Origin of the sequence: Nonomuraea longispora (assembly GCF_004348345.1) — a bacterium.
Classification (GTDB): domain Bacteria; phylum Actinomycetota; class Actinomycetes; order Streptosporangiales; family Streptosporangiaceae; genus Nonomuraea; species Nonomuraea longispora.
The window spans coordinates 1-13137 of sequence record NZ_SMJZ01000234.1 but is presented as its reverse complement, the minus strand read 5'-3'; the positions used below and the strand labels follow the sequence as shown (position 1 = coordinate 13137).

The window sequence follows — 13137 nt, the reverse complement described above, 5'->3', positions numbered from 1 at the left end:
GCACCCGCTTGCCCCTGCGCCGCTCCAGCACGGCGATCCCGCCTTCGGGCGAGGTCGAGGCCAGGTCGAGGGCGTCGAGCTCCGGTCGTAGACGGTCGCGCTCGGCCAGCGGAAGGTCGCGGAGCGAGCCGGGACCGGCGGCCGCGTCGTGGACGGCGCCTTGCCGGATGAGCTGGTCGAGCACGGAACGGGCATGGTCTTCCTCGAGACCGGCGTCGGCCGCCCCGCGCAGGACCTGCCGTAGATCGCGGGTGCCGTCGAGACTTTCGATCCAGGCGCGGACGGGACGGCTCAGACCGCTCAGCATGACGGCCCTGAGCGGGTGCGCACCGTATTGGAGAGTGTGCTCGTCGCGGACGATGCGCCGGAGCGCGGGCTTCACACGTGGCCTCATGCCGGGAAGGTTCGCACGCGGCGGCAAGATCCCGTGCGTCTTCCTCCGCGCCTGTGGACAACCACGGACCCGCTACGGCGCCTGTGGACAATGCGGCCTCGCAAGCGCCCGACGGCGCGCGGCATCCCCGCCCGGCCACGTTACGCTTCCCGGCATGACCGAGCTCCTGGTGGACCGCCATGACGACGGAGTCGTCCTCATCACCCTCAACCGCCCCGACATGCGCAACGCCATGACCGACGCCATGACCGAGCAGTGGCGCGCGACCATGTCGTCGCTGGCCGGCGACCGCGACGTCCGCTGCGTCGTCATCACCGGCGCGGGCAGCGCGTTCTCGTCCGGCGGCGACCTGTCGTGGATCGGTGACCGCGGCGAGGAGGCGGTGCCGCGGCTGCGCGATCGCATGCTCGACTTCTACCGCACGTGGCTCATGGTCACGGAGCTCGAGGTCCCCACGGTCGCCGCCGTCAACGGTCCCGCCGTCGGCGCGGGTCTGTGCGTGGCGCTGGCCTGTGACCTCGTGTACGCCGCCGCCGACGCCAAGCTGCTGGCCCCGTTCACGTCGCTGGGCCTGCATCCCGGCATGGCGGCCACGTACCTGCTCCCCAGGAGGGCGGGAACGGGCCTGGCCCGGGAGATGCTCCTCACCGGCCGTACCGTGACGGGGGCGGAAGCAGCGGTTAAAGCGCTAGTAAATGAATCTTTCCCGAAAGATGACCTTATGTCGGAAGTGCGGTCCATCGCCGGAAAGATCGCGAAGAACGCACCCATAGCAACAAGACTGACGAAAGTGGCGCTGAACCAAGACCATCAGGACCTGGAAGCCGCGCTGAGGTGGGAATCCCTGGCGCAGCCGGTGACCATGGCATCGTCCGACATGATCGAGGGACTGACCGCCCATCGGGAAAGGCGCTTGCCCAAATTCACCGGCTCTTAATCATCTGACCAGCAGAAACAACGGCCACCCTCTGTGGAATTTCGCCAGTCTCGGCTACCGTGCATATGTGCCCCCCGAGACAGTCGAGGTTCGTCGCAGTTCTCGTCGCAGGCGTACGGTCTCCGCCTACCGCGACGGTGACAAGACGATCGTGCTCCTGCCCGCCTGGCTGAGCGGCGAAGACGCGGATGAATGGGTGAGCCGGATGCTGGATCGGCTGGCCGCGAAAGAGCGCCGGCGACGGCCGACCGACGAGGCTCTGCTCGAGCGGGCCAAGGAGCTGTCGGCCAAATACCTCGACGGCAAGCCCGACCCCGTGAGCGTGCGCTGGGTCGACAACCAGCAGCACCGCTGGGGCTCGTGCACCCCTGAGAACGGCACGATCCGGATCTCGACCCGGCTCAAGGGCCTGCCGGAATGGGTCATCAACTACGTGATCATCCATGAGCTGGTGCACCTGCTGGTGCCCAGCCACGGCCCCAAGTTCTGGGCGCTGGTAGAACAGTATCCGAAGGCGGAGCGGGCGCGCGGGTTCCTTGAAGGATTCTCCGCCGCGGCCCACACGGCACCGGAGGAATGTTGACCCGCATAGCCGCGGTCCTGGCACGACAGCGCATGTCCCAGGCGGCGCCCCCGGGCGTCGACCCGGCGAGATTCCTCGAAGCGGTGGCGGAGGACACCTACGAGATGGTCGCCGGCCTGGAGCTCGTCACTCCCGTCCTGATCACGAGCGTGCCCGAGCTCGACGAGATCGTCTGGCCGGGCACCCAGGTCATCGTGGTCGGCGAGGACGAACCGCTGAAGAAGATCCTCGCCCGCCTGGAAGCCGACCAGGCCGCCGTGATCGCCGCGGACGCACCCGACCTTCCTCCGCTGCTGGTCGGAAAGTTGTTCAGGGAGCTGGGCCGGGCCGAGATCACGGTCTGCCCGGCAGAGCACGGCGGAGCCGTGGCGATGGCCTGCGCGCTTCCCGCGCCCGGCTGGGCCGACCCCGATCTCGACGATCCCGACGTGGTGGCCGCGTTGCGCGCCCAGGCCCCCGGGCCGCGCAGGGTCGCCACCACTCCCGGCTGGCACCGCCTGCGCACCCGCGACGACGTCGAACGCCTCGATCCCGGCCTCGAAGGCTGGGACAACACACGCGCTCTGATCGCCGCGCGCTGACTCAGGGCACGGTGAGCCGGGCCACCAGAGCACGGTGGTCGGTGCCCCGCACGTCGTGCACGGTGACCTCCTTGACCCCGACCCGCTGGTCGACCAGTACGTGATCGATCGTGATGATCGGAGGCACCCGCTTGTTGGCCGGCCATGTGGGGATCAGCCCTGCCCCCACCTGGTCGGCCGCGTCCTTGTAGCCGCGGGCCAGCAGCCTGCGCATGGGCGCGTGATCGAGCGAGGCGTTGAAGTCGCCCGCCAGGATCCGCACCCGCTCGCTCGACGCGGAGGGCAACGCCTCCAGCGCCTCGTTCCAGTCGGCGAAATTCCGGCCGATCGGCGGATAGGGGTGCGCGTCGACGAACTCGACGGGCGGCCCGCCGGGCAGGGAGACCAGTGCGGCCGGCATACGGTGCCCGATCTGCGGCATCAGGCCGGGTAGCTCCTGCATCGGGTACTTGGAATAGAGCCCGCTCCCCCCGGCGCTCCACTCGGGTTCCAGCACCCGGTGCGGCATGATGTCCTTGAGCCCTGCGGCGTCCAGATCGGAGATGGCCCCCGGGGTCAATTCCTGGGTGGCCAGCACGTCGGGACCGAACTCACGTACGAGCCGCATGATCGTCGCCACGTCGGCCCTGCCGAACAACATGTTGATCGTCATGACCGTGAGCGGCCGGCCCGCCGTGGCGTCCGCGGTGCCCAGCGCCCTGGGCAGCACGCTGAAGCCGAGCGCGGTCGTGGCGAGCAGCGCGACGGCGGTCGCGGCCCGCTTGCGCCCGACCGCCGCGATCAGCAGCGGGATCAGCGAACCCGCCGCCGCGTACGGGGTCGCGGTCATGAGCTGCGTGGGCAGAGACCCTCGCTCCAGACCGGCCACCCGGGCCACGGCCCAGGCGGCGAACGGGGTCACGGCCAGCCAGGTCAACGCCGTCGCGGGGAACCTGCGTCGTTTGCGCTCCGGCACCACGATCGTGCCGCCGACGGCGGAAGTCTCCACGCAAGCCCCCTTTGGAACGACCCAAGAGGACTCTAGCCAAGCGCGCGCGAGCTCAGCGCGTCCCGTCCACGCGCGGCCAGCCGCCGCGTGGCCTCGTCGGACGGCTCGGGGATCTCGTCGACGGGGAACCAGCGCAGGTCGAGCGACTCGTCGCTGATCACCGCCTCCGCCCCCGCGGGGGCCACGGCCGCGTACTCGACGTCGAGATGCCAGCTGCGCGGCGGATGGCACCACACTTCGTGCTTGTCGACCGCGAGCGGCCCCGGCAGCAGCTCCAGCCCGTAGATCCCCGACTCCTCCCATGCCTCCCGCAGTGCCACGCCGGCGAGCGACATGTCGGAGATCTCACAGTGGCCGCCCATCGGGAGCCACATCCTGGCCTTCGGATGCAGCGTGAGCAGCACCCGGGAGCCGTCGTGCGACAGCACTGCCGTCGTCCCCGTCAGATGCCCCGGCACACACTCGCGCAGCATCGCGTCGTCGTGGGTGCGCAGGTGCTCGAGGAACTCCGTACGCAGAGCCTCTTCCTCGGGCGTGGGCGCCGTCCATCCGGACAACACCGCCACGGCATCGCGGTGCAGGCTCAACTCTTGCCGCCCTCGCCCTCTCCCTCGTCGTCCGGCTTGGCCTCCAGCTGGGAGATGTCCCACGCCTGCTCACCGCGTACGAACGCCTCGGGGTCGTCGAGATCGTCGGCCGTCGGCATCAGGTCGGGGTGCGACCACAGCGCGTCGCGCCCGTCGACCCCGCGCTCGCTCTCCAGCGCGCGCCACAGCGCGGCGGCCTCGCGCAACCGCCTGGGCCGCAGCTCCAGCCCCACCAGGGTGCCGAACGTGAGCTCGGCAGGACCGCCGGTCGCGCGCCGCCTGCGCACGGTCTCCGCGAGAGCCACGGCGGACGGGAGCTTGCCCTGCGCGGCCTGGTCGACCACGGTGGCCACCCACCCCTCGACCAGGGCGAGCATGGTCTCCAGCCGCGCCAGCGCGGCCTTCTGCCGCTCGGTCTCCTCGGGCTTGAGCAGGTTGCCCCCGCTCAGCGCCTCCTGGATGGCCTCGGGGTTGTTGATGTCGAGACCGCGGATCTGCTCTTCGAGCGCGGACGTGTCGACGGTGATGCCCCTGGCGTATTCCTCGACCGCGCCGAGCAGGTGCGAGCGCAGCCACGGAACATGCTGGAACAGCCGATGGTGCGCGGCCTCACGCAGCGCCAGATAGAGCCTGATCTCGTCGGACGGCACTTCCAGGCCCTCGCTGAACGAGGCGATGCCGCTGGGCAGCAGCGCGGCCGTGTCGGACAGAGGCAGCCCGATGTCGGTGGTGCCGACCACCTCGCGGGCCAGCGACCCGATCGCCTGGCCGATCTGCTGGCCGACCATCATGCCGCCCATCTGCTTGAGCATGCCCATCAGCGGCCCGGCCATCTGCTGGGCCTCTGGGGGCAGCCCGGAGCCGCCGAGCGCGCCGCCCATGGTCTCGACCATGCGTTCGGCGATGGGCTCGCAGAGCTTCCGCCAGATCGGAACGGTGTTCTCGATCCACTCGGACCGGCTCCAGGCCTGCGGATTGGCCACGCCGCTGGGCAGCGTCGCCGCTTCGTTGAGCCACAGGTCGGCCAGGCTGAGCGCCTCGACGATCTGGCGGCGCTCGCCTTCCATGACGCTCGGATCGCCTTCGGCGGCCACGGAGTGCCGGGCGATGTTCTTGGCCATGTCCCAGTTGACAGGGCCTGAACCCTGCGGCGCCGACAACATGTCGGCGAACTGGCGCATCGCCTGAGCCATCTGCTCAGGGTTGCCGAACATGGCGAACGGGTTCTCGTTAGGGTCGTTTTCGCGACCTGGCAGGTCAGTCACCGCTCTACCTCGTGCAGGATGGAGGAGTCCACATCCGCCACGTTAGTCGTCCTACGGCGGATCAGTGCAAAGTGAGGACCTGGTGCCTACCTCGAAACGCCCGCGTCAACCCGTCGTAGCCGTCACCGGCGCGGCCTCCGGTCTCGGCCGTGAGCTGCTCGCGAGGCTCGTATCCGCTGCGGATTTCCGCAGGGTGGTGGCCATTGACGAGCAGCGCGGCGACGTCGGTGAGGCCACCTGGCGAGTGCTCGACGTACGAGATCCGCTCTTGGCGAACCGGATCTCCGACATTGACGTCCTTGTTCATCTGGCCGGTGACTACACCGTCGACTCCGACCCCGGCGAGCGCCGCGCCTACAACCTCCGCGCCGCCCAGACCGTGCTGACCGCCTGCGCCGCGGCGCGCGTCCGCCGCGTGGTGCTGGTCACAAGCGCGATGGTGTACGGCGCCGCACCCGACAACGAGGTCCCCCTGCCCGAGGACTCCCCGGTCACGGCCGAGCCCGACACCGGCGTCGTCGGCGACTTCCTGGAGATCGAGTCCCTCGTACGCAGGTCGCTGCGCAGCCATCCCGGACTCGAGGTGACCGTGCTGCGCCCGGCCGCGGTCGTCGGCCCGGGCGTCGACACGGTGATCACGCGTCACTTCGAGTCGCCCAGGCTGCTGACCGTGAAGGGCTGCACCCCCCATTGGCAGTTCTGCCACATCGACGACCTGCTCTCGGCGCTGGAGCTGGCGGCGCGGGGAGCCGTCACGGGCGTGGTGGCGGTCGGGTGCGACGGGTGGATGGAGCAGGAGCAGGTCGAGGAGATGTCCGGCATCCGCCGGTTCGAGCTGCCCGCCGGGCTGACGTTCGGCACGGCGCAACGCCTGCACCGGCTCGGCATCACTCCTGCGCCCGCGACCGACCTGCACTACGTCGTCTACCCGTGGGTCGTCGACTGCACGGCGCTGCGCGAGGCCGGATGGAAACCGGCGTGGACCAACGAGGCCGCGTTCGAGCAGCTCCTGGAGCTGCGCGAGAACAGGACGACGGTGGTCGGCAGGCGCCTGCCCGTCAAGGAGGCCACGCTCACCGCCGCCGGCGCCACCGTCGCAGTGATCGGCACGGCGGCGATCGTCCGCCAGGTGCGCAAGAAAAGGCGCCAGTGAAGGTCCTTGAGGGAATTCCCAGCTGATCTGCTGCTACGGCCTTGACCAGGCACGACATCCGAGCCGCGGGCAGGCGGGCAGATTCGCTGTTGGTAGTCTCTTTCCGTGGACGTCATCCGGTTGCTCGGCATTCGTGAGACCCCGCTGTCCGTGGACGAGGTGCTGGCCGCCGTGGGCGACCAGGCCGCAGGTGGCACCACGATCTTCGTGGGCACCGTCCGCGAGCAGGACCACGGGAAGCCGGTGACCCGGCTCTCCTATTCGGCGCACCCCTCGGCCGAGGCCGAGCTGCGGCAGGTGGCCGAGAAGGTGGCCGCCGACTTCCCCGTGACCGCGCTGGCCGCCGTCCATCGTGTGGGAGACCTGGAGCTGGGCGACACGGCCGTGATCGTCGCAGTGGCAGCGCCGCATCGTGACGAGGCGTTCAAGGCCTCGCGCAGGCTGATCGACGATCTGAAGGCGCACGTCCCGATCTGGAAACACCAGTCGTTCGCCGACGGTGAGGCCGAATGGGTCGGTGTCGGCGAATAGGCTTTCCTCCATGTCGCGACGCGCCCTGACCCTGCTGCTGTCGGGGTTCCTCGTGCTCGCTCTCGGCGTGGTGGGCGCATTCCAGGAGGTCCCGTACGTCGTGCTGAGCCCCGGTCCGACGGAGAACACCATCGGCGAGGTCGACAAGAAGCCCGTGATCTCGATCACGGGCCGGCAGACCCATGCCACCACGGGCACGCTGAGCCTGGTCACGGTCGCCTACCAGGGCGGACCTGCCGCCCAGATCGACCTGCTGACCGCGTTGCGCGGCTGGATCGACCCGACCGTCGCGGTGGTCCCGCAGGAGACCATCTTCGCTCCCGACCGTGACCCCCAGGAGGTCGAGGAGGAGAACACGGTCGAGATGACCAACTCCCAGGACTCTGCCACCGCCGCCGCGCTCAACGAGCTCAAGATTCCCTATGACATGGTCGTGACCGTCGTGTCCACGGAGAAGGGCAAGCCGGCCGAGGGCAAGCTGCGCAAGGACGACCAGATCAACTATGTCGACGGCAAACAGGCGAAGAACGTCGACGTCGTGGGCGACGCCGTCAAGGCTCACAAGCCGGGCGAGAGCGTCGTCTTCAACGTCACAAGGGGCAAGGACAAGCTTGACGTCACGGTGCCGACGATAGCGGGAGACCAGGGGCAGACCCTGGTGGGCGTGCTGATGCAGGCCAAATACAAGTTCCCGTTCGAGGTCGACATCAACGTGGGCGACGTCGGCGGGCCCAGCGCCGGGCTGATGTTCTCCCTCGGCATACTCGACAAGCTCACTCCCGGCTCGCTCACCGGCGGCAAGCGGATAGCCGGCACCGGCACCATCCAGCCGACGGGCGAGGTGGGGGCGATCGGCGGCATCGCCCAGAAAATGGTCGGCGCCAAGGAATCGGGCGCCACCGTCTTCCTGACGCCCGCCGACAACTGCGCCGAGGCCTCGAAGGCCGTGCCCGACGGGCTCCGGCTGGTCAAGGCCGACACTCTGCACAACGCGGTGCAGGCACTTGACGCGCTGCGCACGGGTAAGGGCAACGTGCCCGCATGTGATGCCGGATGAAACTTTCGGCAAGGCCCATGCGTTAGTCGTAGGGCTGGCACAGCGGTGTAGGTTGCCAGCACGGACCGAAATTTCATTACGACGAGGGGTTGGCCTTGAGCTTCCGGACCCCAGGAGCCGGCAGGGCGATGCGCTTGCCCCGCCGACCGCGACTGCTTCTGCCTGTGGCGATCTCCCTTGTGGTGATCGTCGCCCTGTTCTTTCTCTTCTCTGGCTTTTACACCGACTACCTGTGGTTCGACGCGACGAACTACACGTCGGTCTTCACCGGTGTGTTGCTGACCCAGATTGTGTTGTTCCTGGTCGGAGCGGCACTGATGGTCGCGGTCGCCGGCGGCAACATGTTGCTCGCCTTCCGGATGCGGCCGATGTTCGGGCCCGCGGTGTTCGGCGGGAGCAGCGGCGCCGACCGCTATCGTATGGCGCTCGACCCCCACCGCAAGCTGATCTTCATCGTCGGCATGGGGCTGCTCGCGCTGTTCTCCGGTTCCTCGTTCGCCGGTCAGTGGCAGACGTGGCTGAAGTTCGCCAACGGCGAGGCCTTCGGCAAGCAGGACCGGCTGTTCGGGATGGACATCTCGTTCTTCATGTTCGACTACCCGTTCATCCGGATGGTCCTGAACTTCCTGTTCACCGCGCTGATCATCTCCATCATCCTCGCGGCGATCACCCACTACCTCTACGGCGGGTTCCGCCTGCAGTCGCCAGGGGTGCACGCCTCCAGGGCCGCTCGCACGCACCTGTCGGTGCTGCTGGGCGTCTTCCTGCTGCTCAAGGCCGTCGCCTACTGGGTCGACCGGTTCGGCCTGGTCTTCTCCGACCGCGGTTTCGTCCACGGTGCCTCCTACACCGACGTCAACGCGGTCCTGCCGGCCAAGACCATCCTCGCGATCATCGCCCTGATCTGCGCCGCCCTGTTCTTCGCGGGCGTGTTCCGGCCCGGCGGCATGCTGCCTGGGGTCTCCGCGGGCCTGCTCGTGCTCTCGGCCGTCCTGATCGGCGGCGTCTACCCGGCGCTGGTCGAGCAGTTCCAGGTCAAGCCCAACCAGCAGGGCAAGGAGTCGCCCTACATCCAGCGCAACATCGAGGCCACGCGGGAGGCGTACAACGTCGACAAGACCGAGGTCGAGAACTACAACGCCCAGGCCGACCCGGCGAAGGTCGAAAGCAACGGCGACGCCTCGGTGTCCGGCGTGCGGCTGCTCGACCCGGCGCTCGTGTCCTCGACGTACGAGCAGACGCAGCGCATCCGAGGCTTCTACAGCTTCGCCGACACGCTCGACGTCGACCGCTATCCCGACAACACGGGGAAGCTGATCGACCACATCGTCGGCGTGCGCGAGCTGACCAGCCCGCCCCAGGACCAGAACAACTGGATCAACCGCGCCCTGGTCTACACCCACGGCTACGGCTTCGTCGCCGCGCCCGGCAACCAGGTCGACTCCAGTGGTCTGCCCGCCTACGACGCCAAGGACATGCCGGTCACGGGCCCGCTGGTCAACAGCGCCAAGCTCAAGGAATCGCGCATCTACTTCGGTGAGGACCCGTCGTCCTCCGAATACGTCATCGCCGGCGGCAACCCTGAGAACCCGCAGGAGCTCGACTATCCGGAGACGGGCGGCACGGGCCAGAAGAACACGACCTACACCGGCAAGGGCGGCGTGCCCGTCGGCTCGTTCATCAACCGGCTGGTCTATGCCGCCAAGTACAGCGAGGCCAACATCTTGCTGTCGGGCGACATCAACGACAACTCCAAGATCCTTTACGTCCGTCACCCGCGTGAGAGGGTGGAGCAGGTCGCGCCGTTCCTCACGCTCGACGGCAACCCCTACCCGGCGATCATCGACGGTCGCGTCACCTGGATCCTCGACGGCTACACCACGTCCAACGACTACCCCTACTCGCAGAGCGAAAGCCTCGGCGACATGACGCGCGACACGTCCACCGACCGTCGCGTGATCGCCCAGCAGCCGCGTGACCAGATCAACTACATCCGCAACTCCGTCAAGGCCACGGTCGACGCCTACGACGGCACGGTCAAGCTCTACGCCTGGGACAACAACGACCCGGTGCTCAAGACCTGGAGCAACGCCTTCCCCGGCGTCATCCGCCCGGCCTCGGAGATGAGCGCCGACCTGCGCAGCCACGTGCGCTACCCGGAAGACCTGTTCAAGGTGCAGCGCTACACGCTCTCGCGCTACCACATCACCGACCCGGCCGCCTTCTACAGCGGCCAGGACTTCTGGAACGTCCCCAACGACCCGACGCAGGGTGAGCAGAACGTCAAGCAGCCTCCCTACTACCTGACCACGACGATGCCGGGCGGCACGCCGACGTTCTCGCTGACGACGACGTTCGTGCCGCGCCAGGGGCCCAACCTGGCGGCGTTCATGGCGGTCGACTCGTCGTCGGGATCCGGATACGGCCGGATGCGCATCCTGCGCATGCCGTCCAGCACACCCATTCCAGGCCCCGGCCAGGCACAGAACGCCTTCCAGAGCCGCTTCGCGGGTGAGCTCAACCTGCTGGGCGTCGGTGCGTCGTCGGTGCGTTACGGCAACCTGCTGACGCTCCCGTACGCGGGCGGACTGGTCTACGTGGAGCCGGTCTACATCCAGGTGGCGGCCGGCGGCGGTCAGGAGCCCTACCCGATCCTGCAGCGGGTCCTGGTGTCGTTCGGCTCCAAGATTGGTGTGGCCCGCACGCTGGAGGAGGGACTCCAGGAGGTCTTCGGCGGCGAGCAACAACAACAGGACCAACAGCAGAACGAGCAACAGACCCAGCCCAACCAGGCCAACACGGCGCTCAACTCGGCGATCGCCAACGCGAAGAAGGCATACGAAGACGCGCAGAAGGCCCTGCAGGCGAGCCCACCCGACTGGGACGCCTACGGTGACGCCCAGAAGCGGCTGGACGAAGCCCTGAAGACCCTGGAAGGGGCCAACAAGCAGCAGGCAGCACCGACGGGCACTCCGAGTCCTTCGCCCACGGCCACGCCGTCAGCGACCCCTACGGGCACGCCGCCGGCATCCACGCCGCCGTCGCCTGCACCGTCACCCACCGGATCACCGGCGGGAGACACCTCTTAGCGCAACCAATTTGCGCCCACCCCGCGCCGCCGATACGCTTGAAGAGCACGACGACGCGGGGTGGAGCAGTTCGGTAGCTCGCTGGGCTCATAACCCAGAGGTCGCAGGTTCAAATCCTGCCCCCGCTACCAGGCCAGGGGCTCGAGATCTGGAAACAGAATCGGGCCTCTGATCGGTTCGGAGATTTGCTCGTCACAAGCACTCCTCTGAAGGTTGTATAGTTAAAAGTGACACACCGACGCGGGGTGGAGCAGTTCGGTAGCTCGCTGGGCTCATAACCCAGAGGTCGCAGGTTCAAATCCTGTCCCCGCTACCAAACAGAGTTCCCGGTCACCGGATCATCCGGTGGCCGGGAACTTTTTCGTTTCTCCAACAACTTTTCTCGGTTTCGTCGTGCGGCACACGGTGTTGTGGCGATGTGGCTCAGCGAAGTGTTCGGCGGCCCCGACCGGTACACCAAGGAGCGCGGCGCGGAACCTCCGCCCCAGGCGCCCGTGCCGCGGTGGGGGTGGGGAGTGGCGCCGCCGTACCAGCCTTGAGCGGCCGGAAGGTCACCGGTTCCACTCGTCCGGTCCCACGGAGGGGTCGGGTTCGTCGAGCGGGTTCACGTACGTGTCGGAGTCCCGGAGGTCCTCCTCGCAGACCCAACGCGAGATGCCCCGCGAGACCCCGTCGTCGAGCTCGGCGATGCGGTGCAGGTAGGGCAGTCGGTCCCGATACATGTCGATGATCGACAGCTGGAGGTCGTCCCCCATGTCCCGGCCGATCTCGTACAGGTTGTCGTCCATGGCACTCAGGCCTTTTTGATCATTTCGATCGTCTTCTGTACGGCCCAGCCGAGGAGCAGGAACCCGAAGACGACCTGCACGATGCGCATCCACAGGGACGAGAAGTGGTCGGCGTAAATCACGATGCCGACCCACATCAGACCGAATATCCCGACGAGGAGGATTGCTGCCCAGTTCAGCCCTCGCTGCCACATATGTGCAGTTTCGCAGGCGGCCGCCCAATGGCAGGTATGCCGTGAGTCGTCATCGGGTCACTGCGCGTTGCGCCCGCCGCCCGTGGTGGAGTGAGCTCAGCGGGGGAGCGTTCTCGCCGTGCCCACGCAACGCCGCAGGGGCACCGCACGCCGGCGGGGCCGCTGCGGCGACTCCTCCAGGCGCGCGAGCAGCGAGGCCGCCGTCCTGGCGTCGGCGAGGACGCGTTGTACGGTCTCGTCGTCCTGGGGCAGCTGACCGTGCTCGGCCAGCTCGTGCTTGAGGAAGGCCGTGGGATCCGGCGCATGCGCGGCCTCGGCGGCCACGGTCGCCCGCGCGGACGTCAGCAGCCGCAGGTAGTGGGTGCGGAGGATGGCCTCGCGCATGCGGGACTGTTCGAGGTCGTCGAGCAGCATCCTCGCGATGCTCAGCAGATCTCCTGCCTTGTTCGTCTCGTCGGCGAGGAAGGCACGGATGTCGTCGAACTCCGAGCGGGCCATGGCGGACACCTCCGAGAGCGCAGTCTGCTCGTAGGTACATTGGTACCGGCCGGCGATTGCGGATGGCTTGACGTCGGCTTGCGCCGCGACGGCGCCAGGGGAGTTCGTTGGCCAGGTTTGGGCGTCCCCTGGGGAGGGAAGAACCTTCTGATTACCTGAGTGGGCCGAAGTAGGTGCCACAGGCTGCTAGAGTTGCTTCCCGCAGGGCGGGCCGGAGGTTCCTCGGAGCCTCGGAGAAGCTCGGCAAATCCCACTATCTTCAAGGTCGTCCGCTGATGGGTTCGCATCGGTTCGGATGGGCTGGTAAGTTGGAGGGGTTGTCTCCGAAAGGGGGCGGCGCTTAATTCCCGCAGGTCGAGCAGGTCCGGTCAATTTGACAGAGACTTGAACGGCTGAAAGAGTTAAGGCACAACGAAATGAACGCCTCCGGGCTGGGTTCAGTGGAATCTCGGTGGGGATGTATGCGTGCGTTTCTTGAGAACTCAACAGTGT

13 protein-coding genes, 2 tRNA genes and 1 pseudogene are annotated in these 13137 nt (G+C 67.8%); 9 read left to right on the top strand and 7 right to left on the bottom strand.

Annotated elements, in window-relative coordinates:
- Positions 1–394 (bottom strand): annotated as a pseudogene (locus E1267_RS38210) (ThiF family adenylyltransferase); the annotation flags it as partial.
- Positions 395–548: 154 nt separating this feature from the next.
- Between E1267_RS38210 and E1267_RS38205 the strand changes: the two are divergent.
- The 3 genes from E1267_RS38205 (at position 549) to E1267_RS38195 (ending at position 2495) form a co-directional block, all read left to right on the top strand.
- Positions 549–1331, top strand: coding sequence for an enoyl-CoA hydratase/isomerase family protein (locus tag E1267_RS38205; protein ID WP_132340267.1), 783 nt, complete (start codon positions 549–551; stop codon positions 1329–1331).
- Between the two features lie 67 nt (positions 1332–1398).
- Positions 1399–1914 carry a M48 metallopeptidase family protein gene (locus E1267_RS38200; protein WP_246064518.1) on the top strand — a complete coding sequence of 172 codons (516 nt, stop codon included), beginning with the start codon at positions 1399–1401 and terminating at the stop codon, positions 1912–1914.
- Positions 1908–2495 carry a hypothetical protein gene (locus E1267_RS38195; protein WP_246064517.1) on the top strand — a complete coding sequence of 196 codons (588 nt, stop codon included), beginning with the start codon at positions 1908–1910 and terminating at the stop codon, positions 2493–2495. The genes E1267_RS38200 and E1267_RS38195 overlap by 7 nt, the downstream gene beginning before the upstream one ends.
- A gap of 1 nt (position 2496) precedes the next feature.
- Here the strand turns inward: E1267_RS38195 and E1267_RS38190 are convergent, their stop codons facing one another.
- The 3 genes from E1267_RS38190 to E1267_RS38180 are packed head-to-tail and all read right to left on the bottom strand — an operon-like array spanning position 2497 to position 5284.
- Entirely contained in the window at positions 2497–3483 is a 987-nt protein-coding gene (locus tag E1267_RS38190) for an endonuclease/exonuclease/phosphatase family protein (RefSeq protein WP_132340265.1), read from the bottom strand.
- Positions 3484–3515: 32 nt separating this feature from the next.
- Entirely contained in the window at positions 3516–4070 is a 555-nt protein-coding gene (locus E1267_RS38185; RefSeq protein WP_132340263.1) for an NUDIX hydrolase, read from the bottom strand.
- Complete coding sequence (locus E1267_RS38180) at positions 4067–5284, bottom strand: zinc-dependent metalloprotease (RefSeq protein WP_132340271.1); 1218 nt, start codon at positions 5282–5284, stop codon at positions 4067–4069. The genes E1267_RS38185 and E1267_RS38180 overlap by 4 nt, the downstream gene beginning before the upstream one ends.
- A gap of 130 nt (positions 5285–5414) precedes the next feature.
- Here E1267_RS38180 and E1267_RS38175 point away from each other — a divergent pair, with 130 nt between their 5' ends.
- The 6 genes from E1267_RS38175 (at position 5415) to E1267_RS38150 (ending at position 11481) form a co-directional block, all read left to right on the top strand.
- Positions 5415–6488 (top strand): NAD-dependent epimerase/dehydratase family protein, encoded by a 1074-nt coding sequence (locus E1267_RS38175; protein ID WP_132340269.1) that lies wholly within the window; start codon positions 5415–5417, stop codon positions 6486–6488.
- A 105-nt stretch (positions 6489–6593) separates the two neighbouring features.
- Complete coding sequence (locus E1267_RS38170) at positions 6594–7019, top strand: molybdenum cofactor biosynthesis protein MoaE (protein ID WP_132340261.1); 426 nt, start codon at positions 6594–6596, stop codon at positions 7017–7019.
- A gap of 10 nt (positions 7020–7029) precedes the next feature.
- Positions 7030–8076 carry a YlbL family protein gene (locus E1267_RS38165; protein WP_132340259.1) on the top strand — a complete coding sequence of 349 codons (1047 nt, stop codon included), beginning with the start codon at positions 7030–7032 and terminating at the stop codon, positions 8074–8076.
- A 164-nt stretch (positions 8077–8240) separates the two neighbouring features.
- A complete protein-coding gene (locus tag E1267_RS38160; RefSeq protein ID WP_425465124.1) occupies positions 8241–11165 on the top strand; it encodes a UPF0182 family membrane protein in 2925 nt (974 codons plus the stop codon).
- Between the two features lie 54 nt (positions 11166–11219).
- Positions 11220–11296, top strand: a tRNA-Met gene (locus E1267_RS38155).
- A gap of 108 nt (positions 11297–11404) precedes the next feature.
- Positions 11405–11481, top strand: a tRNA-Met gene (locus E1267_RS38150).
- A 235-nt stretch (positions 11482–11716) separates the two neighbouring features.
- On the opposite strand, the gene E1267_RS38145 is transcribed toward E1267_RS38150, so the two are convergent.
- From E1267_RS38145 to E1267_RS38135, 3 genes are all read right to left on the bottom strand, one after another.
- Positions 11717–11953 (bottom strand): hypothetical protein, encoded by a 237-nt coding sequence (locus tag E1267_RS38145; RefSeq protein WP_132340255.1) that lies wholly within the window; start codon positions 11951–11953, stop codon positions 11717–11719.
- 5 nt (positions 11954–11958) lie between these two features.
- Positions 11959–12090, bottom strand: a complete 132-nt coding sequence (locus E1267_RS47490) for a hypothetical protein (protein ID WP_281283743.1) — start codon at positions 12088–12090, stop codon at positions 11959–11961.
- Positions 12091–12243: 153 nt separating this feature from the next.
- On the bottom strand, positions 12244–12645 hold the full coding sequence (locus E1267_RS38135; protein ID WP_132340251.1) for a hypothetical protein: 402 nt from the start codon (positions 12643–12645) through the stop codon (positions 12244–12246).
- Between the last annotated feature and the right edge of the window lie 492 nt (positions 12646–13137).

Excerpts from the sequence above, each read along its gene's own strand:
- E1267_RS38180 (WP_132340271.1), bottom strand. The coding sequence starts at position 5,284 with ATGTTCGGCAACCCTGAGCAGATGGCTCAGGCGATGCGCCAGTTCGCC.
- E1267_RS38145 (WP_132340255.1), bottom strand. The coding sequence starts at position 11,953 with ATGGACGACAACCTGTACGAGATCGGCCGGGACATGGGGGACGACCTC.
- E1267_RS38195 (WP_246064517.1), top strand. The coding sequence starts at position 1,908 with ATGTTGACCCGCATAGCCGCGGTCCTGGCACGACAGCGCATGTCCCAG.
- E1267_RS38135 (WP_132340251.1), bottom strand. The coding sequence starts at position 12,645 with ATGGCCCGCTCGGAGTTCGACGACATCCGTGCCTTCCTCGCCGACGAG.
- E1267_RS47490 (WP_281283743.1), bottom strand. The coding sequence starts at position 12,090 with ATGTGGGTCGGCATCGTGATTTACGCCGACCACTTCTCGTCCCTGTGG.
- E1267_RS38205 (WP_132340267.1), top strand. The coding sequence starts at position 549 with ATGACCGAGCTCCTGGTGGACCGCCATGACGACGGAGTCGTCCTCATC.
- E1267_RS38165 (WP_132340259.1), top strand. The coding sequence starts at position 7,030 with ATGTCGCGACGCGCCCTGACCCTGCTGCTGTCGGGGTTCCTCGTGCTC.